28 protein-coding genes and 1 pseudogene are annotated in these 25,688 nt (G+C 66.8%); all 29 read right to left on the bottom strand.

The window, feature by feature from the left end; translation table 11 throughout:
* Positions 1–2: 2 nt before the first annotated feature.
* Positions 3–389 carry a putative entry exclusion protein TrbK-alt gene (trbK-alt, locus tag ACQZ40_RS01105; RefSeq protein WP_448747237.1) on the bottom strand — a complete coding sequence of 129 codons (387 nt, stop codon included), beginning with the start codon at positions 387–389 and terminating at the stop codon, positions 3–5.
* A 10-nt stretch (positions 390–399) separates the two neighbouring features.
* Entirely contained in the window at positions 400–1,164 is a 765-nt protein-coding gene (gene trbJ, locus ACQZ40_RS01100; RefSeq protein ID WP_448747236.1) for a P-type conjugative transfer protein TrbJ, read from the bottom strand.
* Positions 1,161–3,599, bottom strand: a complete 2,439-nt coding sequence (trbE, locus tag ACQZ40_RS01095; protein ID WP_448747235.1) for a conjugal transfer protein TrbE — start codon at positions 3,597–3,599, stop codon at positions 1,161–1,163. Before trbE ends, trbJ begins: the two co-directional genes overlap by 4 nt.
* Positions 3,600–3,609: 10 nt before the next feature.
* On the bottom strand, positions 3,610–3,891 hold the full coding sequence (locus tag ACQZ40_RS01090) for a VirB3 family type IV secretion system protein (protein WP_008125099.1): 282 nt from the start codon (positions 3,889–3,891) through the stop codon (positions 3,610–3,612).
* Positions 3,891–4,223, bottom strand: a complete 333-nt coding sequence (locus ACQZ40_RS01085; RefSeq protein ID WP_448747234.1) for a TrbC/VirB2 family protein — start codon at positions 4,221–4,223, stop codon at positions 3,891–3,893. The genes ACQZ40_RS01090 and ACQZ40_RS01085 overlap by 1 nt, the downstream gene beginning before the upstream one ends.
* Positions 4,220–5,155 carry a P-type conjugative transfer ATPase TrbB gene (trbB, locus tag ACQZ40_RS01080; protein ID WP_448747233.1) on the bottom strand — a complete coding sequence of 312 codons (936 nt, stop codon included), beginning with the start codon at positions 5,153–5,155 and terminating at the stop codon, positions 4,220–4,222. The genes ACQZ40_RS01085 and trbB overlap by 4 nt, the downstream gene beginning before the upstream one ends.
* Before the next feature lie 216 nt (positions 5,156–5,371).
* Positions 5,372–5,806 carry a ribbon-helix-helix protein, CopG family gene (locus ACQZ40_RS01075; protein WP_028745378.1) on the bottom strand — a complete coding sequence of 145 codons (435 nt, stop codon included), beginning with the start codon at positions 5,804–5,806 and terminating at the stop codon, positions 5,372–5,374.
* Positions 5,807–5,813: 7 nt separating this feature from the next.
* Positions 5,814–7,808, bottom strand: a complete 1,995-nt coding sequence (locus ACQZ40_RS01070) for a conjugal transfer protein TraG (protein WP_448747232.1) — start codon at positions 7,806–7,808, stop codon at positions 5,814–5,816.
* Between the two features lie 28 nt (positions 7,809–7,836).
* A complete protein-coding gene (locus tag ACQZ40_RS01065) occupies positions 7,837–9,573 on the bottom strand; it encodes a relaxase/mobilization nuclease domain-containing protein (RefSeq protein ID WP_448747231.1) in 1,737 nt (578 codons plus the stop codon).
* A gap of 244 nt (positions 9,574–9,817) precedes the next feature.
* Positions 9,818–10,555 (bottom strand): lytic transglycosylase domain-containing protein, encoded by a 738-nt coding sequence (locus tag ACQZ40_RS01060; RefSeq protein ID WP_448747230.1) that lies wholly within the window; start codon positions 10,553–10,555, stop codon positions 9,818–9,820.
* Positions 10,556–10,597: 42 nt separating this feature from the next.
* Positions 10,598–10,948: a DUF736 domain-containing protein gene (locus tag ACQZ40_RS01055; RefSeq protein WP_448747229.1), complete on the bottom strand. Its 351-nt coding sequence runs from the start codon at positions 10,946–10,948 to the stop codon at positions 10,598–10,600.
* Between the two features lie 35 nt (positions 10,949–10,983).
* Complete coding sequence (locus ACQZ40_RS01050; protein WP_448747228.1) at positions 10,984–11,529, bottom strand: S26 family signal peptidase; 546 nt, start codon at positions 11,527–11,529, stop codon at positions 10,984–10,986.
* Positions 11,526–12,047 (bottom strand): DUF2840 domain-containing protein, encoded by a 522-nt coding sequence (locus ACQZ40_RS01045; RefSeq protein ID WP_448747227.1) that lies wholly within the window; start codon positions 12,045–12,047, stop codon positions 11,526–11,528. The genes ACQZ40_RS01050 and ACQZ40_RS01045 overlap by 4 nt, the downstream gene beginning before the upstream one ends.
* Positions 12,044–12,298: a ribbon-helix-helix protein gene (locus tag ACQZ40_RS01040; RefSeq protein WP_448747226.1), complete on the bottom strand. Its 255-nt coding sequence runs from the start codon at positions 12,296–12,298 to the stop codon at positions 12,044–12,046. The genes ACQZ40_RS01045 and ACQZ40_RS01040 overlap by 4 nt, the downstream gene beginning before the upstream one ends.
* On the bottom strand, positions 12,295–12,933 hold the full coding sequence (parA, locus tag ACQZ40_RS01035) for a ParA family partition ATPase (RefSeq protein WP_448747225.1): 639 nt from the start codon (positions 12,931–12,933) through the stop codon (positions 12,295–12,297). The genes ACQZ40_RS01040 and parA overlap by 4 nt, the downstream gene beginning before the upstream one ends.
* Positions 12,934–13,141: 208 nt before the next feature.
* Entirely contained in the window at positions 13,142–14,026 is an 885-nt protein-coding gene (locus ACQZ40_RS01030) for a replication initiator protein A (protein WP_448747224.1), read from the bottom strand.
* 10 nt (positions 14,027–14,036) lie between these two features.
* On the bottom strand, positions 14,037–14,318 hold the full coding sequence (locus ACQZ40_RS01025) for a helix-turn-helix transcriptional regulator (RefSeq protein ID WP_448747223.1): 282 nt from the start codon (positions 14,316–14,318) through the stop codon (positions 14,037–14,039).
* A 127-nt stretch (positions 14,319–14,445) separates the two neighbouring features.
* Complete coding sequence (locus ACQZ40_RS01020; RefSeq protein WP_448747372.1) at positions 14,446–14,925, bottom strand: DUF2285 domain-containing protein; 480 nt, start codon at positions 14,923–14,925, stop codon at positions 14,446–14,448.
* Positions 14,897–15,211 carry a transcriptional regulator domain-containing protein gene (locus ACQZ40_RS01015; RefSeq protein WP_448747222.1) on the bottom strand — a complete coding sequence of 105 codons (315 nt, stop codon included), beginning with the start codon at positions 15,209–15,211 and terminating at the stop codon, positions 14,897–14,899. The genes ACQZ40_RS01020 and ACQZ40_RS01015 overlap by 29 nt, the downstream gene beginning before the upstream one ends.
* 119 nt (positions 15,212–15,330) lie before the next feature.
* A complete protein-coding gene (locus tag ACQZ40_RS01010) occupies positions 15,331–15,594 on the bottom strand; it encodes a DNA -binding domain-containing protein (RefSeq protein ID WP_448747221.1) in 264 nt (87 codons plus the stop codon).
* 120 nt (positions 15,595–15,714) lie between these two features.
* Positions 15,715–15,957 (bottom strand): helix-turn-helix domain-containing protein, encoded by a 243-nt coding sequence (locus ACQZ40_RS01005; protein ID WP_172343237.1) that lies wholly within the window; start codon positions 15,955–15,957, stop codon positions 15,715–15,717.
* A gap of 185 nt (positions 15,958–16,142) precedes the next feature.
* A complete protein-coding gene (locus ACQZ40_RS01000) occupies positions 16,143–16,469 on the bottom strand; it encodes a DUF736 domain-containing protein (RefSeq protein WP_448747220.1) in 327 nt (108 codons plus the stop codon).
* Positions 16,470–17,030: 561 nt separating this feature from the next.
* Positions 17,031–17,475, bottom strand: a pseudogene (locus ACQZ40_RS00995) (hypothetical protein).
* 138 nt (positions 17,476–17,613) lie between these two features.
* Entirely contained in the window at positions 17,614–17,781 is a 168-nt protein-coding gene (locus ACQZ40_RS00990) for a hypothetical protein (protein WP_243979100.1), read from the bottom strand.
* Between the two features lie 219 nt (positions 17,782–18,000).
* Entirely contained in the window at positions 18,001–18,630 is a 630-nt protein-coding gene (locus tag ACQZ40_RS00985) for a hypothetical protein (RefSeq protein ID WP_448747219.1), read from the bottom strand.
* A gap of 38 nt (positions 18,631–18,668) precedes the next feature.
* Positions 18,669–19,592, bottom strand: coding sequence for a DUF2493 domain-containing protein (locus tag ACQZ40_RS00980; RefSeq protein WP_448747218.1), 924 nt, complete (start codon positions 19,590–19,592; stop codon positions 18,669–18,671).
* A gap of 307 nt (positions 19,593–19,899) precedes the next feature.
* Positions 19,900–20,934: a DUF7146 domain-containing protein gene (locus ACQZ40_RS00975; RefSeq protein WP_448747217.1), complete on the bottom strand. Its 1,035-nt coding sequence runs from the start codon at positions 20,932–20,934 to the stop codon at positions 19,900–19,902.
* A complete protein-coding gene (locus ACQZ40_RS00970; RefSeq protein WP_448747216.1) occupies positions 20,934–25,256 on the bottom strand; it encodes a strawberry notch-like NTP hydrolase domain-containing protein in 4,323 nt (1,440 codons plus the stop codon). The genes ACQZ40_RS00975 and ACQZ40_RS00970 overlap by 1 nt, the downstream gene beginning before the upstream one ends.
* 179 nt (positions 25,257–25,435) lie before the next feature.
* Entirely contained in the window at positions 25,436–25,654 is a 219-nt protein-coding gene (locus ACQZ40_RS00965; RefSeq protein ID WP_448747215.1) for a hypothetical protein, read from the bottom strand.
* Between the last annotated feature and the right edge of the window lie 34 nt (positions 25,655–25,688).

Raw genomic sequence — 25,688 nt, 5'->3', positions numbered from 1 at the left:
TCTCAACGCGCCTCGTTCGTGTGGGAGTCGATGGCCGGCGCGATCTGGTTGACGGCGGGATCGCGGGCGACCGGAGGGTTCTGCGGCTGACCATGCGGGCCTGGCGCTTGCGGCGCCGGTTGCGTCTGCAGGGCCTGCGACGGCTTCAGGAAGCGGTCGCGGTTGTCCGCCCAGGCCTGAAGGCAGGCGGGATCACGGGTGCCGGCTTCCCCGAGCTGTTGGCAGCGGCGCAGCTCCGTCTTCAGCGGGTCGGCGCCTGTCTGGGTCGCCGCGGCGAGGTTGCGATAAAGCGGCGGTTCGTCCTTGCGGGAGAGTTCGATCGCCGTCGCCGTGATTGCAAAGGTCGCGAAGCCGATGGCGCCGATGCGCGCGAGAATCTTTCCGTCCATCGCCGCGCCCTCAGTTGCTGCCCGGGAACATCTGGGCGTTGCCGGGCTGGTATCCGGCGCCTGGCGTCAGGAAGCGGCGGCGCTGCTCGCGGCCCTGTTCGGCGGCGGCGGACCGCTCGGCCTCGGCAAGCGCCTGGGCCCGTCCGTTGGCGGAGACAACGGCGGTGAGATCGGCGAGCTGCTGGGCCTGCAGCGCGAGAAGCTGGTTGCCGGCCTGCGTCGCCTGCAAGGCTCCGGTGGCGCCTTGGCTCTGGCCGACCAGCGCCGACATCTGAGTCCGGTTGGTGTCGATGTTGCCGACGACGCCGGCCTGGACGCGCATCGCGTCCTGCAGTCCCGAGACCGTGTTGTTCCAGCGCTCCTTCGCCTGGGCGACGAGCTGCTGATCGGAGGCGCTCATCGAGGCGCTGCCGGCCCCGTAGTTGGTGCGGAATGCCTGGTCGATGTTCTGGACATTGTAGGCGATGCGTTGGGCCTCGCCGAGGAGCTGCTGGGTTCGCTGAACCGACTGCTGAAGCTGCTGGAGGGAGGAGAACGGCAGGCTCGTGAGGTTGCGCGCCTGGTTGATCAGCATCGTCGCTTCATTCTGGAGCGACGTGATCTGGTTGTTGATCTGCTGCAGCGCGCGGGTCGCCGACAGCAGGTTCTGGGCGTAGTTGGTGGGATCGTAGACGATCCACTGCGCCGAGGCCGGCGCGATCAGCACTGGCGACACCGACAGCGGCATGGCGAGAACGGCGGCGGCAAGCGCCGCGCGAGGAACACGCAGTTTCATGGCTTACTCTCCAGGTTGGTGAGGTTGGGAATGAGGTCGGCCGCCCAATCGATGCCGCGATGGCGCAACCACGCCGCAAGGAAGCCCTCGCGCCCGTGCTCGGTGACGATGCGGTCGATGTCGGCCTGGTCGGTCTTGGAGGATGCCGCGCAGAGCGCGAGTGCGACGTCGGCGAGCCCCAGCTCGAACAGCCGGTTGCCGCGGCGGCTCTGGCAGTAATAGTCCCGCTTGGGCATGGCCCTCGCGAGGATCTCGATCTGCCGGTCGTTCAGGCCGAAGCGCCGGTAGATCGCGGTGATCTGCGGCTCAATCGCCCGTTCGTTCGGCAGCAGGAGCCGGGTCTGGCAGCTCTCGATGATAGCGGGCGCGATCGCCGATCCGTCGATGTCGGAGAGCGACTGGGTGGCGAAGACGACGCTGGCGTTCTTCTTGCGCAGCGTCTTCAGCCACTCGCGGAGTTGGCCGGCGAAGCCCTCGTCGTCGAGGGCAAGCCAACCTTCATCGACGATGATCAGCGTCGGCTCGCCGTTCAGCCGGTCCTCGATGCGGTGGAAGAGATAGGAGAGCACCGCCGGGGCCGCGGCAGTTCCGATCAAGCCTTCGGTTTCGAAGGCCTGGACGGTGGCGATGCCGAGATGCTCGCTCTCGGCGTCGAGCAGCCGCCCATAGGGGCCGCCGACGCAATAGGGGCGCAGCGCCTGCTTCAGGTCGTTCGACTGCATCAGCACCGACAGGCCGGTCATGGTGCGCTCGGCCGTGGGCGCGCTGGCCAGCGACGACAGCGCCGTCCAGATCAGCTCCTTGACCTCGGGCGTGACCTGGATGGTCTCGCGCATCAGGATCGCGACGATCCAGTCGGCGGCCCAGGCGCGTTCGGCCGCCTCGTCGATCCGGGAAAGCGGCTGAAGCGCGACGCTGTCGGCCGAGCCCTCGGTCAGGCCACCGCCGAGATCGTGCCAGTCGCCGCCCATGGCGATGGCGGCTGCGCGGATCGAGCCGCCGAAGTCGAAGGCAAAGACCTGGGCTTGGGCGTAGCGGCGGAACTGTAGCGCCATCAGCGCCAGCAGCACCGACTTGCCGGCGCCGGTCGGTCCGACCACCAGCGTGTGACCGACGTCGCCGACATGGATGGAGAACCGGAACGGGGTGGACCCTTCGGTCTTGCCGTACAGCAAGGGGGGCGCACCAAAGTGCTCATCCCGTTCCGGCCCCGCCCACACGGCGCTTAGGGGGATCATGTGGGCGAGATTGAGCGTTGAGATCGGTGGCTGGCGGACGTTGGCGTAGACGTGGCCCGGCAGCGAACCGAGCCAGGCGTCGGCCGCGTTGATCGTTTCCGGCATCGCGGTGAAGTCGCGACCCTGGATCACCTTTTCGACGAGACGGAGCTTCTCCGAGGCGACGCGGGGATCGTTGTCCCAAACGGCTATCGTGGCGGTAACATAGGCCTGACCGGCATAGTCGGCGCCGAGTTCCTGCAACGCCAGATCGGCATCAGCGGCCTTGTTGGCGGCGTCGGTGTCGACCAGGGCGCTCGCCTCATTGGTCATCACCTCCTTGAGGATCGCGGCGATCGACTTGCGCTTGGAGAACCACTGCCGCCGGATCTTCGTCAGCAGCTTCGTCGCGTCGGTCTTGTCGAGCAGGATCGCCCGCGTCGACCAGCGATACGGAAAGGCTAGGCGGTTCAGATCGTCGAGGATGCCGGGCGTCGTCGCGGTCGGAAATCCGACGACGGTCAGGATGCGCAGATGCGCGTCGGCAAGGCGCGGCTCCAGCCCGCCGGTGAGCGGCTGATCGGCCACCAACGCGTCGAGATACATCGGCGTCTCGGGAACGCGCACACGATAGCGCTTCGTCGAGACGGTCGAGTGCAGATAGGTGAGCGTCTCGACATCATCGAGCCACCCGCATTCCGGCATGAAGGCCTCGACGAGCTGCAGGATGCGGTCGGTGCGATCGACGAAGCCGCGCAACGCTTCCCAGGCGTCGACGCCACGCTCGGCCTTGCCTTCGTAGAGCCAGCTCTCGGCGCGCGCGGCATCCTCGGCCGGCGGTAGAAAGGTGAAGGTGAGGAAGTAGCTAGACTCGTAATGGACGGCGTCCTCTTCGAAGTCGGCTTTGCGCTCGGCATCGACCATCGCTGAGGCCGGATCGGGGAACCGGCTCGCCGGATAGGCGTCAACGGCATGGCGTTGCGCTTCGACGAAGATCGCCCAGCCGCTGCCGAGGCGGCGAAAGGCGCTGTTGAGGCGCCCCGCGACGGCGACCAGCTCGGCCTGCACGGCGGAATCGAGATCGGGTCCGCGGAAGCGCGCGGTGCGCTGGAAGCTGCCGTCCTTGTTGAGGACGACGCCGGGCGCGACGAGCGCCACCCATGGCAGGAAATCCGCAAGGCGGGTCGAGGTGCGGCGATATTCGGCGAGGTTCATCATGGCGCGCGCCTCAGACGTTCAGGTGACCGGGGATGCGGAGGTGCCGGCGGCCGACGTCGACGAATTGTGGGTCGCGCTTGGCCGCCCAGACGGCGGCGAAATGGCCGATGGCCCAGAGACCGAGGCCGACCAGCCAGAGGCGAAGACCGAGACCGAGAGCGGCGGCGAGCGTGCCGTTGAGGATGGCGATGGCGCGAGGTGCGCCGCCGAGCAGGATGTGCTCGGTCAGTGCCCGATGGACCGGGACGGTGTAACCCGGCACGTCGCCGCCGCTCTCGATCAGGCCCGCCATCAGACGAGCGCTCCGCCGCCGAACGAGAAGAAGGACAGGAAGAAGCTCGACGCGGCGAAGGCGATCGACAGGCCGAAGACGATCTGGATCAGGCGGCGGAAGCCGCCCGAGGTGTCGCCGAACGCGAGCGTCAGGCCAGTGACGATGATGATGATTACCGCGATGATCTTGGCGACCGGCCCCTCGATGGATTCGAGGATCGATTGCAGCGGCGCTTCCCACGGCATCGAGGAGCCAGAAGCGTGGGCGGCCGGGGCCAGGAGGACATTGGCCAGGAGGACGGATGCGGCTGTCGCCACATGGCGACGAAAATGCAGGGCACGGCGGATCATGCGGGTTCTCCTTCGGGGGGCTGGGTTGCGGGGCGGACGTGGTAGTCGCCGTCGGGGCTGAGCCCTTCGATGCGACCGAGTTCGGCCAGGCGCCGGGTCGAGCCGCGGCCCGAGAGGACCGCGACAAGATCAATCGTCTCCGCGATCAGCGCGCGCGGGACAGTGATGACGGCTTCCTGGATGAGCTGCTCGAGGCGGCGGAGCGCGCCGAGCGCAGTGCCGGCATGGATGGTCCCGATCCCTCCGGGGTGGCCGGTGCCCCAGGCCTTGAGCAGGTCGAGCGCCTCGGCGCCGCGCACCTCGCCGATCGGGATGCGGTCGGGCCGCAGGCGCAGCGAGGAGCGGACCAGATCGGAAAGCGTGGCGACGCCGTCCTTGGTGCGCATGGCGACCAGGTTCGGCGCGGAACATTGCAGCTCGCGGGTGTCCTCGATCAGCACCACGCGGTCGGAGGTTTTCGACACCTCGGCGAGCAGCGCATTGGTGAGCGTCGTCTTGCCGGTCGAGGTGCCGCCGGCCACGAGGATGTTGCGGCGATCGGCGACGGCCTGGCGCAGTATCTCGGCCTGGTCGGCGGTCATGGTGCCGGCGACGACGTAGTCCTGCAGCGTGAAGACGGCGACGGCGGGCTTGCGGATCGCGAAGGCCGGCGCCGCCACGACCGGGGGCAGAAGCCCCTCGAAACGCTCCCCCGTTTCCGGCAGCTCGGCCGAGACGCGGGGATTGCCGGCATGGACCTCCGCGCCGACATGGTGGGCGACCAGGCGCACGATGCGCTCGCCGTCGGCCGCCGAGAGTCGCTCGCCCGTGTCCGACAAACCTTCCGAGAGCCGGTCGATCCAGAGACGGCCGTCGGGGTTGAGCATCACCTCGACGACGCTGGCGTCTCCAAGGAAACCGGCTATGGCGGGGCCGAGTGCGGTCCGCAGCATGCGGGCCCCGCGAAGTATCGCCTCAGATTTCTCGGAAGAACTGGCCACGTTGTCCCCGTTCTTTGCGGGACCGCGTCAGGCCGTCCCTGGATCGGGGATGATTAAGAGAACCGGAAATCGGCCCTCGGCAACAGGTTGTTTTGCCTGTCGTACTGTGGCGTACAAAGACAGGCGTTCGGCGGAATCTCTGAATACTTGAGTTGCCGCAATCGCTGCTTATTGCGCGTCGCGCGCGGGGTCGATGTCCTCGGAAATCTCCTGCCGGAGTTTCGGTCCCTTGGCGAGTCGGCGGCCGAGCGCTGCGACGAACGCGTCGTAGCGCTCGCCGGCCTGGGCGCGTGCAGCGGCCTGTGCGGGCTCCGGCAGTGGCGGATTGGTGGTCAGCCAAAACCGCACGAAGACGGCGAGCATCTCGATCGAGATGCCGACGTCGCGCTCCATGCGCGTCATGCGACGGTCGAGCTGGTCGAGGCGTTTGGTCGTTGCCGCCTCCTGCCGTTCGGCGGCGTCCGGCGACAGGAAGGATGCGATTGCCGCCTCGGCGATCAGCGAGCGCGACTGATCGCGCCGGGCCGCATAGGCCGCAAGCGCCTTCATCACCTCGGGTTCGAGATAGACCGAGAGGCGCTGCTTCTTCGATGGATTGGCCATGGGCGCCTCACAGCTCCATGCCGTCGTTCGGGTCGAGCGAGACCTGACGCGCCACGCCCTGCATGATCTGGTTGGCGCGGCTGATCCGGGCAGCGTCGTCATCGGCCTCGTCGTCGAATCCGCCGTCGAACTCGTTCTCGATCGGCGCCTTCTTCTCGACCGGCGCGGCGCGTTCCAGCTCCGGCTGGTGGCGACGTTCCGATCCGGTCGGATCTTCGTCACCGACATCCTCGATGACAGCGGCGCCTGGCGACACCGCGCTCGCCGGCCGGGCTGGAAGTGGTAGACGGCTCCAATCGTCCATTCCTGGCTGCGTCGGCCTGGTGAGCGCCGGCGGCGCAATGATCCGATCCTTGAAGCGGCGATCCTCGTAGTAGCGCACCTTCTTCGCGCGGATCGGCGGCGTGCCCGCGACCATGACGATCTCGTCGGCGGGCGGGAGCTGCATGATCTCGCCAGGGGTGAGCAGCGGCCTGGCGGTCTCCGAGCGCGACACCATCAGGTGACCGAGCCACGGCGAGAGACGATGGCCGGCATAGTTGCGCATCGCGCGCATCTCGGTCGCGGTCCCGAGTGCGTCGGAGACGCGCTTGGCGGTCCGTTCGTCGTTGGTCGCGAAGCTGACGCGGACATGGCAGTTGTCGAGGATCGAATTGTTCGGGCCGTAGGCCTTCTCGATCTGGTTCAGCGACTGCGCGATCAGGAACGCCTTCAAGCCGTAACCTGCCATGAAGGCGAGCGCGGATTCGAAGAAGTCGAGCCGGCCGAGCGCGGGGAACTCGTCGAGCATCAGCAGCAGTCGATGCCGGTTGCCCTTGGCCTTGAGATCCTCGGTCAGACGCCGGCCGATCTGGTTGAGGATGAGGCGAATGAGCGGCTTGGTCCGCGCAATGTCCGACGGCGGCACGACCAGGTAAAGGCTGGTCGGCTGCTTGGCGCCAACGATGTCGGCGATGCGCCAGTCGCAGCGGCGCGTCACCTCGGCGACGACGGGATCGCGATAGAGGCCGAGGAACGACATGGCGGTCGAGAGCACGCCGGAGCGTTCGTTGTCGGACTTGTTGAGCAGCTCGCGGGCGGCCGACGCGATTACCGGATGCGGTCCGCTCTCCCCGAGATGGGCGGTCTTCATCATCGCCGCCAAGGTGGACTCGATCGGCCGCTTCGGATCGGAGAGGAAGGCGGCGACACCGGCGAGCGTCTTGTCCTCCTCCGCGTAGAGGACATGCAGGATCGCGCCGACCAGTAGCGCGTGGCTGGTCTTCTCCCAGTGGTTCCGCTTTTCGAGGCTGCCCTCCGGATCGACCAGGATGTCGGCGATGTTCTGCACGTCGCGGACCTCCCATTCGCCGCGGCGCACCTCGAGCAGCGGATTGTAGGCGGCCGACTTCGCGTTGGTCGGGTCGAAGAGAAGCACGCGGCCATGTCGGGCACGGAAGCCGGCGGTCAGCGTCCAGTTCTCGCCCTTGATGTCATGGACGATCGCCGAGCCTGGCCAGGTGAGCAGCGACGGCACGACAAGGCCAACGCCCTTGCCGGAGCGGGTCGGTGCGAAGCACAGCACATGCTCGGGTCCATCGTGCCGAAGATAAGCGTGGTCGGACTTGCCGAGCACCACGCCGTCCTCGCCGAGCAGGCCGGCGCCGCGCACTTCGTCATGGCGGGCCCAGCGCGCTGAGCCGAAGGTCTCGGCGTTCTTCGCCTCGCGGGCTCGCCAGACCGACATGCCGATGGCGACGGCGATCGAGATGAAGCCGCCGGACGCCGCGATATAGGCGCCCTCGACGAAGATCGGCGCCGCATAGGCGTCGTAGAAGTACCACCAGGGGAAGAAGGACCAAGGATAGTACATCGGCCAATGACCGAGCATGAACCATGGCGGCCCGAGCTGTGGCTGGAAGGCGAGCCTGTAGGCCGTCCATTGCGTAGCGGCCCATGTCGTCGACAGGACGATGGCGAAGACGGTGAGGATCTGGCCCCAGAGGATTTTGGTGGCGGACATGGCGGGGTCCTTTCGCTTGGGATGGTGGTCACAGGCCGAGCCCCCTCTGGCGGCCGAAGCTCCAGTCGACGCCGCCGTCGCTTCGGGCGACGCCAGAGACGTGACGGCCGAGCTGCTTTTCGAGTGACGGCGTCCAAGGCACGAGGCTGAAGCCGAGCCCGTCGTCGATCATCGCGAAGCGGCCGCTCGCGAGATTCATCCGCCGCTGGTAGGTGCCGGTGACATATTCGCCGGACTCCGGTTTGACCTGCGGCCGTCCGGTCTCGGCGGCGATGCGTTGGGCAACCGCCTCCAGCTCGCGACGCCGGAGCGTGTCGACGAGGCCGGGCTGGAAACTGACGCCACGCTTCTGGCGTTCGACGAGGCCCTGGCCGACAAGATGCTCGGCACGCCGGTCCATAGCGTCGCGCACTTGGGCGCCGAAGCCGCCGCCGAGCGCCGCCGGCTCGCGGGCGATATTCTGCCGGTCGAGCCAGGTGGCGCCGGTCGCGGTGACCTGCCGCTCGATGTCGAGGTCGGAGCGCACCGCGATCGCCACGCGGCGCTGGCCGCGCGCATCGTCGAATTTCCGAAGCTCGACGATCGAACCCGGCGCGCTGTCGCCGGCCGCGTCGAGGTCCGGCAGCTTGATGTGGTGGGTCCGACCGTCAACGCCGTCTACGACAGCGAAGGCCGTGCCCTTCAGCTCGTCGTCGAGGCCACGGGCGACCAAGCGCCCGATGACCGGATCGTTCAGGCTTTCGGACGCGAGCACGTAGCTCGCCGCGCCGCGCTCGATGCCCCGCTCGGTCAGGCCGTGGTGGATGCGCTTGATGATGTCGCCGCGCTCGCCGAGCTCGCGCAGGGTCGCCTCGGCCTTGTCCGAGATGGTCCATTGTCCCGGGCCGATCTCGTCGGCGAGCCCGAGACCTTCGAGCTTGCGGAGCCGGCCGATCTTCAAGGCATGGAATTCGTCGGGCTGCTGATCGGCGCGCGGCGCGAGATCGACGACGCCGGTGCGATAGGCGTCGCGGGCGAGCTGGCGATCGAGGTTGGTCCAGCGATCGGCGTCCATCTGGCGCTCCAGCGTCTGCCGGATCTCCTGATCGGTGCGCGGCCCCAGCTCCTGGGTGATCAGGTCGCGCGCCCGATCGCGCATGCCCTCCTTTATATAGTCGCGCGAGATGACCAGGTTCTCGCCGTCATCGCGCACGCCGCGCACGATCAGATGGACATGCGGATGCTCGGTGTTCCAGTGATCGACCGCGACCCATTCGAGCTTTGTTCCGAGATCCTTCTCCATCTGGCCGACCAGCTCGCGGGTGAAGCCCTTGAGGTCGGACATTTCCAGCGCGTCGTCCGGCGAGACGATGAAGCGGAAATGGTGGCGGTCGTCCTCGGACCGCTCCGCGAAATCCTTGGCGTCGACATCATCGCCGCCTGGACCGAACAGCCGGGCCTTCTCTCCATCACGGGTGACGCCGTCGCGGCGGAGATAATCGAGATGCGTCGAGAGCGGCGCTGAGCGCCCGCCATGGCGAACGACGCGCGCCTTGATGACCGCGCCGCGGGAACGCGCGGTGATGAGGCGGTTCGCCTGGATCGAGGCGCGCTGGCCGCGCCCGAACCGGGAGCGTGCGCCGGACCCGATCTTCCCTTGCCGGGACACGCTGCCGCCGGCGCGCTGGGCGGCCGCCAATGCCTGGGCGATGAAGGGCCGCGCCCGTTGCTCGCTGGTCGAACGGACGCGGCCAGGCCGAATGCGGAATTCGTGCTCGTCGGTCATGACTGAGCCCCCGCACATCGCGGCAACGCGATGATTTCTTTGAGACATGCGCTCAAGCGCAGGCTGCGCCGATCAGGCGCACCTCGCGGAATCGCGCCATAACCCCTTGAAAAAGCACAACCGATCCAAGGCGCACATCGCGCCCCTTTATCCTGCCATCGTGCGGTTGTGCTTGCGGTTCTCCCTCCCAACGCCCTCCAATCTGCGCTGGGGTTCGCCATGCTGCGATAGAGGAGTGAGACGGTCATCGCGGGCCTGCAGCCTCCCGCCGGGAGATGAAGAGCCCACCGGTCGAGTTCGCATCGGCCGAGACATCGCGCGGCCGGACCGTCGCGTCGCTGTCGCTGGGGTGCGCATCCGATCGCGTCGTCGCTGCATCGCGAGCGCGCTCCGAGCCGCCGATAAAGAGCGGCGCCCGTGTCCACGCCAGCGGGTCGGCGGCAGCGACATTGACGACGGCAGCAGACGGTTCGCCGCCGACAAGAGGTGCGAGCTGGGCGACATAGGCGCGCGTCTCGGCCGGCAATGGGCGGCCGTTCGCAAGGTGCTCATCGTAGCGTCCAGGGCCTGCATTGTAGGCCGCGAGAAAGCCCGGCGCGCCGTAGCGATCGTAGAGTTCGCGCATGTAGGCCGCGCCCGCAATGATGTTCTCGCGGGGATCGAACGGGTCGCTGCCGAGCCGGTAACGGGCGCGCAGATAGGCCCAGGTATCGGGCATGAGTTGCATCAGCCCCATGGCACCCTTGGGCGAGACGGCGCGCGAATCGTTGGCGCTTTCGACACGCATGAGCGCGCGAATCCAGGCGACCGGAATGCCGAACCGCTGCGAGGCCTCGCTCACGAAGCCGGCGAGCTGGGTTCTCGCCTCGGCCGGAACCGGCGGCACGGTCTGAGCCTGCGCCGGCGACATTGGCGAAGCGGCGATCGGCAGGCCGGAAAGGAGAAGGAGGAGCAGCCGGGAGGCGGCACGGGACTTGTCCATGCCGCTCTGATGATGCTGCGATCGATGCGGGCCGCGCACCGCTCAGTCCTCGCTGTCGCGCGTGTTGGGGCGCGGCTTGGCTGGCCGCGACCAGTGCAGACCCCAGGTGCCGTTGTCGTCGCCGGAGCGGAAGAGGTTGGCGCGCAGCGGACGCGGGAACAGCGGGCTGTCGAGCTGCACGGAGACGTAGTCGCCGGCACGTTCGCCGACATGCTTCCAGCCGGCGCCGATCTCGATGCCGGCGTCCCCGCCGAGCAAGACACGGTAGTCCGGCGCGTTCTCGGCCTCCGACGCCTCGGCCGGAACGAAGGCGAGTTCGGCGTCGATGCCGAGCGCGGTGAGCCGCCCGGAATAGCCGGACTTGGTGCGGGTGAATTGGCCGATCTGGGTCATGGTCGTCTCCTTGGGTTGGGGGTGGAAGCGGCAGTTCAGCGGGTCGGCGCGCGCCAGACGTAGCGGCCGTCGCCATGCTCATCGGTCCAGAGCGGCGTCGCCCGGCCGATCACGTCGCTGGTCGGCAACGGCCCGAAATAGCGACCGTCCAGGCTGTCGCGGACCGACCAGTTCATCAGGAAAAGTTCGCCCTCGGCGATGCGGCGGCAGCCCCGCCAGACCGGCAGCGAGCGGCCGAGATGGTCGCGGTCAAGAGCATCGCCCATCGGCACGTCGTCCACGGTGATGGCGTGATCGCGGCGGCAAACCTCTTGGCCGGCAACGCCCGCGACCCGCTTCATCAAGGGCACGCCACGGCCGATATAGCCGCGTTCGACCATGAAGGCGGCGAGCGGTTCGGGCGCGCGCACGGCCACAAGATCGGTGACCTCGAAGCGGTCGGCCGGCGCGATGCTGTAGAGCCCGATCGGCGTGCTGGCCGACGCGTTCCAGATGAGCTTTGTGGGGAAATCGACGAAGGCCGCGGTCGCCATGCCCATGGTCAGGACGTAGGTGACCATGACGTAGCCGAAGCGGCTCATGATCCGGCCCTCCGACGCAGAAGGAAGGCCTTGTGGTGCTGGGTCGTGTAGGATCGCGGCTGTTCGCCGGTGTTCATCCTGTTGTGGACGTGCCGCCAATGATCGGGCGAGACCTTGCTGGGATCGATGCCGATCGCCTCGATCGCATCGATCATTTGCAGCACGCGCTCGACCTTCGGCCAGCCTTCGACCTTGAGCAGAATGTCGGCCCCGGGACGCACGAAGGGCACGGTCTGCTGGGGTTCGCCGGCGCGGACCGTGCGCAGCACGTCGAGATGCGAGGCGACGGTCCCGTAGTCGTTGGCGGCCCAGCGCACGAAGCCGAAGACGCTGTCCGGCGCAAAGCGAAGCACGCGACGACGGCGGTCGAGGATCTGTTCGCCGACATTGTGGCCGAACCTGATCCAGTTCTCGGTGCGCTTCTCGATCCAGGTGAGTTCGACCTCGGTCAGGTCGTGGGGTGCCGGCGCGGCGGACTTCGGCACGCCAAGCGCATGAATGGCGTCGGCGCCGGTCATGTCGCGTCTCCAGTGCTCTCAGGGAATTCGCGCGCGAGCAGCTCGCGCAGCATGTCGGCCACGGTGACGCCGCGCTGGAAGGCGGCGATCTTGATCCGGGCGCGCTGGTCCGGCGTGACGTCGATCGTCAGCCGCGCCGAATAGACGGCAGGGTCGACAGCCCGCGCCGGGGCCGCGTCGGCGGCCTTGATCCAGGTCTCGGGATCGCCCGGCCGCGTGGCGAAGCCGCGTTTCGGAGGCGTCGCGGTCATGGCGCGATCCTCCCGATCTCGCTGACCAGTGCGGCGATCTCGCGGGCGGCGGCACTGTCGCTGTCTAGCTCGCCGACAAGCCGGCCGGTCTGCGCGGTATCGGCGAAGGCGACGCGCTGGCCGATCGTGGCGGAGAGCAGCGGCGGGTCATGATCGGCGAGCGTCTCGGCGGTCTCGCGGGCGATGACGGTGCGCGCGGCGCAGCGATTGAGGACGAACCGCGCGGCGAGCTGCGGCCGGTAGATGCGAGCCTCGCCGAGCAGCGACAGCATCTCGGCTGACGCCCAGCCGTCGAAGGGCGAGGGCTGCACCGGGATCAGCACCAGGTCGGCGGCGAGTAGCGCCGAGCGCATCAGCCCGGCGACGCGCGGCGGCCCGTCGATGATGACGTGGTCGACGTCGCGGGCGATCTCCGGCGCCTCGCGATGAAGGGTGTCACGTGCCAGGCCGACCACCCCGAAGAGCCGAGACAGGCCTTCTCGCGCCCGCTGCTGCGACCAGTCGAGCGCCGAGCCCTGCGGGTCCGCATCGATGAGGGTGACGCGCTGGCCGCGCTTTGCCCATTCGCCGGCAAGGTGGAGCGCGATCGTCGTCTTGCCGACGCCTCCCTTCTGGTTGAGCAGCGCGACGATCATGACGGTCTCCCGGCGATCGGGGACTCGTCCACACGCCGCGAAAATGCGGTTTGCGTTAGAAAGATTCCGAAGGAATCTAGGTTAGAGAAGTTACAGGGCTCGCAAGTTGCTGATTCAATGAGCGGATTCGACGATTCCGGTCCCCGATAGCACGAGGATCGGGTCCTCGATGGCACGATGGGTCCGGTCCCTGATAGCACGAGACGATTCACAGTTTATCCCCAGGGCGCTTGGTCGAGCTGCGGCGCTGGCGTGGGATGCCGAGCGCGTGCGGATCGATCGGTTTGAAGGAGAGGATTTCGGGGCCGCCGAGGCACTGCTCGATGGTCAGGCGATAGCCTGGCAGCGGCTGTCGGCGGACGATGTCGCGCAGGTCGTAGGCGAAGTGCTTGAGCGGCGAGAGCGAGCCGGACTTGGCGTGGAGATGCGGGAAGTCGAAGCTCCATCCGAACTCCTGCTTGCCGCCGTGCTTGCGCACGAGGCGATAAAGCCAGCGGTCAAGACCGCCCGTCAGGCCGAAATAATCGCGGTCGATTGTCAGCACGAGCGCGTCGTCGAGAACGGCGGCGTAGAACCAATCCGGCACGATCAGTTCGAGGCCCAGCGGCCGGCCTTTGCCGTCAGCACGCTCCTTCCACTCGTTGATCCAGGAGAAGCGGTGCAGCCGCCGCTCGGCCGGCTGGCGGATCGATGTCGCCACCGTCGTCGACTGGAGCCGGTCGAGCGCGGCCTTCAATCGGTCGTAGTCGCGCAAGCTGACGCCGCGGCCTATGAACTGCAGAATCTCGTAGGGCGTGGTCGCCATAAGGCGCGACGGGCGCAGTCCGTGGTCACGCGCCTCGACGATCTGAGACGCGGCCCAGATCAGCACGTCGGCGTCCCAGATGGTGGCCATGCCGTGCTCGGGGACGGCCTCCACACGGATGACGACGGAGCCGGCCTTGAAGTTGATCGGCGCCAGTCGCTTCGACTTGCCGAGGGCGAAGAAGGGGTACGCCATCAGGTCTTGAGCGTCGCGGGGTGCGAGATCACCGGGCAGAGCCCGAAAGAGATCGAGCTGCTCGCGTTCGCTGTGGTGATGGCGCGCCGACATCGTGAGGAGCTCAGCGCGGGAAGCGGCCAGCAGCGCTAGGCGCGGCCGCCTGGCGCTTTGCCGGAAGGACAGTCCCGCCGCGCGGATCGGACGTCGAAGTGACGAGGCCGCGATCCGCCCAGGTCTGGAGGTCGTCGACCGAATAGACGACGCGGCCGCCGAGCTTCCGATAGGTCGGACCCGTGCCGTAGGTGCGATGCTTTTCGAGCGTACGTTCGGAAAGGCCGAGGAAGCGGGCCGCCTCCTGCGTTCTTAGGTATCGTGGCGGTAGATTGGCGGCTTTTTCGGCCATGATCGAACCTCCGTGGTCTCGCGGGTGGCCGCTGCGAACGAGCGGCGGGTTGCGAGCACGGTGGCGCGAAGACGGCGCCTCGGACGATGTCGAAGTAAGGAAGCTAAATTCGACACCCGGGTGGATGTCAGCGTTCGCGTCGGGGACGGCGCAGCAGCGCCCGGTATCCGCCGCGAACGAGCTTTATGCCGTCGCGGGCGAGACGAATGGTGGTTTCGCGGATGGCGCTCCCAACCCACGACGTCGCGTCGTTCTCATGTTGGGGGAAAAGAAACTGGGCGATGGCCCGGTAGGTGGCGCCCGTCTCGCGGGCGTCGACCGCGCGTAGCATCTGTCGCGCCCGTTGAAGTCGCTGGGGCGTCATGCGCGGGTCCGCCGGCACCGCTCGGCCTGTCGCGGCCGACCAGAACCGGCCCAACGCCGTCAGGCGGTCCGGTGTCATCTCGTCGAGCGGGATCACCGCGGCGAGCGAGTGGCCTTCCATCGAACCGGAAAGGCTGACATCGAAACGCTCGCCGTGGAGGTTCAACCGCAGAAGCGCTGCTTTGCGGTCTCGAACAGCGTGAGTCCGAAGATCGTCAACGGTGAGATGAGAACCTTCGGACAGGGCGGGCCCGCTTTGGAGGATGATCGCCGCCGGATCGGTTTGCGGGGTCCAGAAGATCGGCTGCGCGAGGCCCGTGATGCGTGGGTCTGCTACGAAAACATAACCCCCATTGCTGAGCAAACGCCGTCGCTGTTTCGTTGCTCAATCGCCCGGAGGACAACAATTCCTGAAAGGACCTCCTGTAATCCGGGTTTCGCCGCAGGAATTCCCAGGCAAGTTCGCTTGGCGTAAGTTGATCGATATAGTGATAGGCGTCCGCAGACCGCCAACTTTCTTCCTCGGACATCCTCCGACGCCTCCGCGCAAGTGTTACGCAACGCGAGTTGTGAAGAAATAACGATTCCAAGTTGAGTCGTTCCTGGGAAGAACGAAGTCGGATCCACGTGATGCAAAATCTGCATCACCTCAATGGAGGCGGGGGCCAAGAAGCTCAGCGTAACCGCTCTTGGTCATCCATTTGGCACGGGAGAGATGAGCGGTGTGGACGCGCGCGGCGCGGTGCGGATCGGCTTTGGCACAGATCCCGAATAGCGCTTCAACAACCTCTTTCCAGTCCGCACCGTCAGCTTCAGCGTCGAGGAGGCGTAGATAAAGCTTCAGATGCGACTGGTCATAGTCTGTGAGCGCTGCGCCATCCGGCGGTTGATCCAGAAAGTCTTCTTTGGTCACGGTATCCCCCGCGCATAGATATATCCAATTCGAAGGGAATTGTTAACGCTGTTTGGGGGTAAGCGCCTATCGATAGGCCGCATGGATGACAGCCGCGCGGGTAGATAGCCCGCCGATGCGTCAGTCGCCTCTCTTCCCGTTGACAAGCATCACTCCCACACCCTGGTCGGAGTTCAGGAAGACGATCCCGCCACGCTCAAATGCACGCCGGATTTCATCACGCGTGCTTTCATAGACCTCGAGGTCGCTTTCGGACTCGAGGCGCTTCAGCGCGGTCAAAGATACCCGGGCTCGGTCAGCGAGCGTCTCCTGTGTCCAACCCAGCAACGCGCGCGCGGCCCGCGATTGTCGGGCGGTGATCATGCATGATCACCTCCCACTTGGACCTAAGCGTACGCTAGAACTACGGCTATAATAGTCGTTCTAAGGCGCCAAGGCCAGCTTTAATGCCCCCGGCGATCTTCACTTGCTTCCATGCGGCGGGAACTGATTCGGTCGCCTTGGAAGCCGAAGGCCCCGGCCTTCCGGCCGGGGCCTTGCGCGGGGCCTCAGTCGCCGCGCCGCCCGTGGGGGCGGGACCAGATCAGCGAGAAGGTGTCTTCGCCTTCGTCGTCGAAGAGGTTGGCGTAGATCGGGGCGTTGAAGCTCGGATCGTCGAGCTTGAGGCCCAGATAGTCGCGGCCCTCGTTGGAGCGCTTGGACCAGGCGGCACCGATCTCGGCGCGGCCGACCAGGACCCGGTGGCTAGGGGCGTTCTCGCCGGTGGCGCGCTGGTCGGGGACAATGCGCACGTTCTTGGCCTGGACGCTGAGGGTGACGATTTCGCCAGTGAACTCGTTCGAGCCGGTCTTCTTGAAGGTGCCGATGGTCGCCATTGTAAGTCTCCGTTTTCCGTTCCCGAGCCCGCACCATTGCGGCCTCGATGGCGATCGGCAGGCCGGAGGCGATCGACGGCGCACCCCGAAGGGGCCTGACAGCTAAGGAGGGCTTTCTTGTCTCGCGAGGAATGACGGCGCAGCCGGCAGGGGAAGAAAGTTTGACGCGGCTGTTGCGTCATAGGCGATCGAGGCGCAGCCGGCCTTCGGCCAGATCAGGCCATTGAAGAGGCCGTTTGGAGCGGTCGAGGCACGGTCAAATAACGGAGAAGATGGCGGCCGTCCCGCAACGACAACCGGCGCCACGGCATGCTCACCGACTTCGTCTCCTCCCGCCAGGCCGACGCTGCTGCATCCTGGCATTCCACCGCCGCCACCGAGATCGCCGCGCCGATGTCCGGTGCCCGCCAAGACACGACTTTGCTCCCGCAGCGCTCCAACGAGGACCGCCTTTCCGGACCGGGATCGATCCGCGTCGCACACGCCCATCGTTCCGGCATTAGACGACGGGAGCGACCACGGCCACGGCTGCCCTGATCCTCCTGACGGCGAAGACGAAGATCAGGCCCGTGCAAGGTCCCGGCCGGACGGGGCCTGAGCCGCCGCCATTCCAGCGACCCGCACGAAGGCGGTGATGCCGACCGCAGCCGCGCCGATGACCGAGAACGTGACCTGCCATGCGTCGGACGGCATGAGGTGCTTCCACGATGCCATGTGTCGCATGAAAGCCGGCGATCGCCGCCGGCGCGACGAAGGCCGCAGCCACGATCAGCTTTAGCCACATGGGCCGAGCGAAGGTCATGAGTAGATGTCCGGCCGCCAGCGTGATGGCGGCCGCGACGGCGCCGACCAGAATGGCGCCGGGAATGCCGACGCCTGTGCCGTGTGCCCAGGCGCCGGCGGTCACGCCGACGAACACCGGCAGCGCGAAGACGGCCAGCGTGAACAGCAGCCAGCAAAGCAGGCCGATCGCTGCGAGCGATGCAAGTATTGCGAGGATGATCATGGTGGTGGCCTCCGTAAGGACAAGGTCTGACGGTTGCGCCTCCACCACCATGGCGCGCTCGAACTATAGCTGAAAATCGGCTGCCTCGGGAGCAGAAATCAACAACGATTTCCGCCCGCCGGCACCGGCTCGCCTCATTTATGGGACGAAGGGGTCGATCTCATGGACGATCGCGGCCATGTCGCCATCGTACTCGCTGGCGGGCGTCACCGACAGGGTGCCGTCACCGGCCTGGAAGATGATGATTGCCGCCATCAAGGTGGTGGCGAGACTAAAGGCGAAGGCGTGGGCGTCGTTGAGGGACATCGATCCGGCTCCTGTTCGAGCGGAGGACCATCCCCCGCTGACAGGCGCCCGACGTGTCGGACTGAGCGCTGCAATCACCGCGCAGGCAAAGCCGCAGCGGCGGCATGCTCGCATAGCCGACCCTTTACGGGTTGATGGCGTCAAGCGATCAGTCTGACCAAGGATCAGCGCAGAAAAGCGGGGGTGGTGCTCGCCGACGTGAGCCGTTCGAGTTTCCGATCAGCCAAGGTGAACCGAGCGGAGCCCAGGTGGAGCTTTGGCGATAAAGTCCCTGTAGGCGTAGTTGATCAGGTCGCGGACCAGCTCAAGCAGCCCGCCGACCGGCAGGCCGTCGAACGGATCGCCATGGGCCATGCCGTTGCGACGCTGGCTCAGGCTCGGCTCCGACGCGCCGGTGACGAAGCCAATCGCGGTGCCGCCGGTGCGGACAATCATCGGGATGTGCGCATCGTCGAGGCCGTCGACATCAACCATGTGCTTCAGCAGCGCGGCGAAGGAGCGCTTCTTCTTCGGGATCTGGCCGCCATATCGATCCATCAGCGTCAGCTCCAAGGCGATGAGCGCGGCGAGCTCGCCGGCCTTCAGCACGTCGAGATCGATCCAACCGAGAAGATAGAGCACTTGCGCGCGGCGGAATTTGCGCTGGACGATGTCGGGTATGCGCTCGTCGATGCAGAGGCCAATGATGAACCGGCGCCATTCGTCGGGTTTGTTGAACTGGATCATCCCACCAGGCAAACCGGGCGATGGCCATGCAAGGATCAGCGGCGCATCACGCGCAGCGAGTTGAATGTGGTCGAGGTCCAGATGCGCCTCCTGTCGGCGAGAACTTGGTGTTTCTGTCGACAATACCAGATCGCGGTCAGTCGTTTGAAGTCCTGCGGCGCTTACGCGCCGCCGAACTTCCATACCGGGATGCCGAGCTTCTTGGCCTTGTCGGCGAGGTTGTCGTTGATGCCGGTGCCGGGGAAGTGCATCACGCCCTTGGGCAGGATTTCCAGCATCTCGTCGTTACGCTTGAAGGGCGCTGCGCGGCCGTGCTTCGTCCAGTCGGGTGCGAAACCGATCTGCGGCACGTTGCGGTTCGTCGCCCAGAGCGAAGCGATCTTCTCGGCACCTTTCGGCGACTTGCCGTGGACCAGAACCATGTCGGGGTGTTTCTGATGCACCTGATCGAGCTTGGCCCAGATCTGCCGGTGATCGTTGTAATCGAGCCCGCCTGTGACGACGATCTTGGGGCCGGGAGGCAGAAGGATTTCTTGCTCGGCCCGCTTCCTCGCCGTCAGGAAGTCGCGGCTGTCGATGATCGCCGAAGTGAGATTGCGATGGTTGACCTTCGATCCGCTGCGCGGGAGCCAAGGCTTGCCCACCTGGCGCTCATAGTGTTCGGCGGCCTGATCGCGCATCAGCTCGAAGGCGTTCTGGCGTTCGATCAGCGTCTTACCCTCGGCGATCTGGCGCTCGAGTTCGACGGACTTCACCTCGCTGCCGTCCTGTTCCCGCTGGGAGCGCTTCTGGCCTTGCTCGTTGTCGTCGAGCTCGCGTGCGATCCGGTCGGCCGCCCGATGGAAGACGTTGACGGTCGACCAGAGGAGATCGTCGAGGTCGGGTTCGAGGCGGGTGTCCTCCAGGGTTCCAATCAGGGCGTCGAAGATGTCTGCGACGGCGCCCGCGACCTGGTTGCCGTCGGGCAGAAGCCGCTGATCGGGCTCGTCGGCGAAGGGACGGTAGCCGTGGAGCTGGAGTTCGTTGAGGACATGATCGGTTGGTGAGGATTCGTGGTGCGGTTCGAAGTCGTCGTGCTCGCTCATGGGATGCTCCGTCGGTTGGACCGCGACCGTCGCGGCCTTCATGGCGACAAAGCCCACGGGCCGGTTGGCTCTGCACCCGGAGCGTGAGCGCAGGGCCGAAGCATCAGCGGAGGATGGCGAAGGCCGACTATTTTGCCTCGCGATGGAAAGGCCCGCAGGGCCGCCGGAAAATAGTCGGCCTTCGCCATTGCCGGGCTGGCCGGCTTGTGGGCCGATCGCCCTCTCGAAGGCCGAGGCGCGGTTCCTCTGACGGAATGACGCATCCGCACGGGCACGTCGGCGGCGGCGCCACATTTCCTCTTGCCGATTACGCCGCCAGCGCCATGAAGCGTGCGACGTCCTGCGGACCAATCTGCATCCGCGTCTGGCTGCGGAGCGCATCAAGGCCGAGGGTGCGAAGATCCTCGTTGAAGTCGCCGAGTTGGGGCGAGATGACGATCGCCTCGATCCCGGCCGCGTTCGCCCGTTCGACCAGGCTGTCGCGTGCGCCGTCGCCGGCAGGATCGTCGTCGCGCAGGATGTAGAGCCGCCGCAGGGTATCCGGGAACAGGATGGCAGCGAGATGAGCTGCCGAGAGCGCCGCCACCATCGGCATGTCGGGCAAGATCTGGCGCACCGACAGGACGGTCTCGATGCCTTCGCCGGCCGCCATCACTTCGTTGCCGGCGCCAAAGCGGACCGCGTTGCCGAGAAGGTCACCCAAGGCACGACGTGGCGTGTCGAGAGGCGCTTTGTCCGCGCGTCGCGGGTCGAGCCAGGTGCGATGCGCCCCGGTGATCCTGCCGTCCAGGTTGGTGACGGCTGCGATCATGGCGGGCCAGGTCTCGGTCGGCGAATGCTCGTCGGGTCGGTAATAGCAGCGTGGGTGGAAGCGGAGATTTCCGGTTCCGCGTAAATCCGTAATGCCGCGTTCGCGCAAGTATGATTGTACGAGCGTGCCAATGATCGACTGCGACATGCCGAATAGGCGTCGTGCCGCCTCGGGTGAGCCATGCGGTGCCGGGACCTGACGGATGCCGGTCTGGATCGGTTCAGGTGGCGGCATGCTGAGGAAGGTTCGCGCCTCCTCGGCGACGTCCTTGAAGTCGATAAGACCACAGCTCTCTCGGATCACGTCGAGAAGATCGCCGTGCTCGCCGGTGGCGGCGTCGGTCCATCTCCCGGCCGGCCCCTTGGGCGAGTCCTTCAGCCGGACATACATGGAGCGGCCAGGCGTGTTGCGCACATCACCCACCAGCCAGTATCGGCCCTCGCGGCGGCCGCTGGAGAGATAGTGGCGGCACACCGCCTCGGCCTGTTGGCCGAGACGATGCGCGAGGTCGGAGGCGTCCTGACGGGCCATCACGCGGCCTCCCGCTCGGAGATGCGCGCGACCGGATAGGTGTCGAGCAGCTTGGCAAGTACGGTTGGGCCGTTGCTGTCGGCCGGGACGAAGAAGCGCAGTTTCCAGGAGATGATCTCGCTGAAGAGGCCATAGGCTCGCAGCCGGTCGCGCATCGCCTCGGTGAAGCCGGTCAGCTCCAGTCGTTGGGCGCTCATGACGCGCGCGCGGCGAAGCTGAAGGCCGTCGGCAAGATCGAGGATCGTTGTGCCGTCCATCAGCGCGGTGAAGGCCTGGTCCGGAGTCAGCGACGCGGCGCCCGTGGTGACGGCGTTCGCCGCCCAGGCCGGCGAGACGCGGCGGCCGATGATGCGCTCGCCGGCATCGGTCTGGAGCCGGTAGACGCGGGTCGACTCGTTCGGCAACCGCTTCCAGATCGGCAACAGCAGGCCGGCGACGATATGGATCGTGCTGTCGGAGAACTCCGGCACATCGTTCAGCTCCGCCCACCACGCCGCGGCGAAGGTAGCGCGATCGGCTTCTTCCCAATGGCTCTCGTCCATCATCCGCAGCGGCGCGTGATGCTGTTCCATCGGCCGGATCAGGCATACGCGGCGCTCGATCTCGCCATCGTCGAGCATCATCGAGGGTGCGGGAACCTGCACGGCGGCGCGGCCGGAGCGGCCGTTGATTAGGAGCCGCGCCCGAGGATCGGAGAGAAGGTCGAGCGCGTCGGCCAAGGTCGTCGGCCGATTGCGCTCCCGGCGGGTGATCGTAAGCAGCCGCGTTTCCGCGCCGGTGCCTGGATGGGTGTGGATCACCTGGCTGGCGATGACGACGAAGCTCTCGGCCTGCAGCGTCTCGAGCCCGATGTCGTAGACGCCGCTGCGGATCGCGCCCTCGACCTTGGCGGTCAGGAGCTGTTCGAACGCCGTGAACAGCACGCCTTGCAGATCGATGGTGAGCGCCAGCAGCCGGTTGAGGAAGGTGGTGATGAGCGGCAGCTCGTCCTTGATGCCATTATCATCCATGAGCTTGAGGCCGGTGGCCGACTCGAAGCGGTCGAGCGAGCAGCCCTCGACCTTGCCGCGGACGAGGAGCAGGTAGAGCTGGCGCAGCGCATCGCGGGCGTATGGGCTTTCGAGATTGTCCTCGGGCCGGAACAGGCCCTGGCCGCCGGTCTGGCGCTGCCCGCGCGTGATGGCGCCGAGCGTGTCGAGCCGGCGTGCGATCGTCGAGAGGAAGCGCTTCTCGGCCTTCACATCGCTGGCGATCGGCCGAAAGAGCGGCGGCTGCGCCTGGTTGGTCCGGTTGGTGCGGCCAAGCCCCTGGATCGCCGCGTCAGCCTTCCAGCCCGGCTCCAGGAGATAGTGGATGCGCAGGCGCTGGTTCCTGGCCGCGAGGTCCGCGTGATAGCTGCGGCCCGTGCCACCGGCTTCCGAGAAGACGAGGATACGCTTCTGGTCCTCCATGAACGCGGCCGCCTCGGCGAGATTGGCCGACGCGGCCCGGTTCTCGACGGCAAGGCGCTCACCCTTGCGCACGACGCGGCGCGATCGGCCGGTGACTTCGGCGACGACGTCGGTGCCAAAGCACTGGACGATCTGGTCTAGGGCGCCGGGTACGGGCTCAAGCGATGCGAGCCGCTCGATCAGCTCGTCGCGGCGGGCGACCGCTTCCCGGCTCTCAACCGGCTGACCGTCGCGATAGACCGGACGCGACGAGAGGTTGCCCTCGCTGTCGGAGAAAGGCTCGTAAAGCTGCACCGGGAAGGAATGGGCGAGATAGTCTAGGACATATTCGCGCGGCGTGATGTCGACGCGCACGTCGTTCCATTCCTCGGTTGGGATCTCAGCCAGGCGCCGTTCCATCAGCGCTTCGCCGGTCGAGACGATCTGGATGACGGCGGTGTGCCCGTCGGCCAGGTCCTGCTCGATCGAGCGGATCAGCGTCGGGGTCTTCATGCTGGTCAAGAGATGACCGAAGAAGCGCTGCTTGGCGCTCTCGAAGGCCGAGCGTGCGGCCGACTTGGCTTGGCGGTTCAGCGTGCCGCTATCGCCGGTGATGTTGGCCGCCTGCATCGCCGCATCGAGATGGTTGTGGATGATGGCGAAGGCGCCGGCATAGGCGTCGTAGATGCGGGTCTGCTCGGGCGTGAGCCGGTGCTCGACCAGCTCGTATTCGACGCCGTCATAGGAGAGCGAGCGGGCCGTGTAGAGGCCGAGCGCGCGCAGGTCGCGGGCAAGGACCTCCATGGCCGCAACGCCACCATTCTCCACCGCCGCGACGAATTCGGCGCGATTGGCGAAGGGAAAATCGTCGCCGCCCCATAGGCCGAGCCGTTGGGCATAGGCGAGATTGTGGACGGTGGTCGCGCCGGTGGCCGAGACGTAGACGACGCGAGCGTTCGGGAGCGCGTGCTGGAGCCGGAGCCCCGCACGGCCCTGCTGCGACGGGGCGACATCGCCCCGTTCTCCCTTGCCGCCGCCGGCGTTCTGCATCGCGTGGGACTCGTCGAAAATGACCGCTCCATCAAAGTCGGAGCCCAACCATTCGACGATCTGTTTGACCCGCGAAAGCTTCTCCCCACGGTCGTCGGACCGTAGCGTAGCGTAGGTTAGAAATAGGACGCCTTCGTTCAGCCGGATGGGCGTGCCCTGCGGGAAGCGCGACAACGGCGTGACCAGCAGGCGCTCCATGCCGAGGGCGGACCAATCGCGCTGCGCGTCCTCGAGCAACTTGTCGGACTTCGAGATCCAGACGGCCTTGCGGCGGCCCTGGAGCCAGTTGTCGAGGATGACGCCGGCCGACTGGCGGCCCTTGCCGGCGCCGGTGCCGTCGCCGAGCATGAAGCCCCGCCGGAAGCGGACGGCGTTCGGCGCATCGTCGGGCGCGACGGTGACCAAGTCGCCGGTCTCATCCACGGTCCAGGCGCCAGCGAGAAATTCGCCATGGGCCTCGCCGGCATAGATCACCGTTTCGAGCTGGGCGTCGGACAGCACGCCGCCGGTGACGATCGCCGCCGGAAGTGTCGGACGATAGTTGGGCTTCGGCGGCGCTACCGACGCCATGGCGGCCGATTGCACGAGCTTGGTGGGATGGGGCTGCGCGCCCGGGATGCAAATCGACTGGAGCGCATAGGCCTCGTAGATCGAGTCCGACAGGCGACCACCCTCGGGCGGCGTCCAGTCTACGGTCTCATAGTCGAGCGGCACGCCCTCGATCTGAGCCGTGCGCCGGGCGGGCGCAGCGGCTGCCGCCCGGGCGAGATAGCCGCGAACGGTGTGCGGCGCGGCGTCGGGCGCGGTCTTCGGCAGCGCGACGGCCATGCGCGGCGGGACGTCCCGCTCAATCCTAGTGAGCAGCGTCGCTAGGTCCGGCGCGGCCCCGGCGAATGCGGGGAAGCAAGCCGCATCCTCGGCGGACGCCTTGTCGATGACGGTCAGGCGCGTTTCGATGGTTGTGCCGTGCTTGGCATAGACCGAGCCCGCGATCGCCGCGGTGAACACGACGCGGCCGCGCTCCTGCAGCCGGACGAAACTGTCCCGCCAGGCTGGAATCTCGGGTGAGAAATTCGCACCGGTGATCGCTACAAGGCGGCCGCCCGGGGCGAGCCGCGCCAGCGCCGAAGCGATGTGGCGATAGGTGGCGTCGGCCACGCGGCCGGAGACATTCGCCAGAACTGAGAATGGCGGGTTCATGATGATGACGCTGGGAATGGCGGCGCGATCGAGATGGTCGTCGATCTGGGCAGCGTCGAAACGCGTGACGGCGATGGCTGGAAAGAGAGAGGCGAGCAGATCGGCACGGGTCTCGGCCAGCTCGTTGAGGAGGAGATCGGAACCGGCGATCTCCGCGAGGACAGCAAGCAGACCCGTTCCGGCCGAGGGCTCCAGCACCCGGTCAGCGGGTGTGAGCGATGCGGCGGTCAGTGCTGCCAGGCCGAGCGGGGTCGGCGTCGAGAACTGTTGGAAGGTCTGGGCTTCCTCGGACCGGCGCGTGTGGGTCGGCAGCAGGCTGGCGATCTTGGTCAGCGCGGCGAGCCGCGCAGCCGGAGACACGGCTTTGCGGAAAAGCGGCTTTCCGTATTTGCGCAGGAACAGGACGGTCGCCGCCTCGCAAGCTTCGTAGGCTGTCTTCCAGTCCCAGGCGCCGCTGGCGTCGGACGCGCCGAAGGCCTGTTCCATGGCGGATCGCAGGATCGCGGCATCGACGGGCCGACCCTGTTCGAGATGAGGAAGGAGATGGCCGGCGGCGGCGAGCACGGCGGCGGCTGACGGCGTCGCAAGCGCGCGCGAAAGCGAGACTGCCGGTCCGGCAGTTGGAAGCGGAGCGTGAAGCATGATCGAGACCTCGGAGAGCTGAGACGGAGGAACCGATCCGGGGCTCTCTCTCGACCGGACGGGCTTAAACCCGTCGCGGCCGACCTTTCACTCTCGAAGCCCGGCCCCGCGATCATGAAGAAAGCGCCCGACCTTATGGCCGGGCGCTCGCGGAAGGGGCCCAATCGACGACGCCACGCCTAGTAGCCGAACTGCCAAGACGGCCACTGCTGGCCGTCATCGGCGGCGCGCACCGCATCGTCGAGATAGGCCGGATCGCCCTCCATAACCGAGGGTTCGCGGACCGGCGTCTCGTCGATAACGGTAACGCGAGCAACGAGCCCGTCCTCGACCTCGACATGCACGGGCACGAAATATTGGAAGACGACGCGCCGGGACGCCGGGCTGGATTGCGGCATGGTGCAACTCCTTGGTTGGAGATTGGCGGAGCGG

The organism is Agrobacterium sp. 16-172Ci, assembly GCF_053522725.1.
The sequence above is the reverse complement of the archived record's forward strand: the minus strand, read 5'-3'. Positions and strand labels throughout refer to the sequence as shown.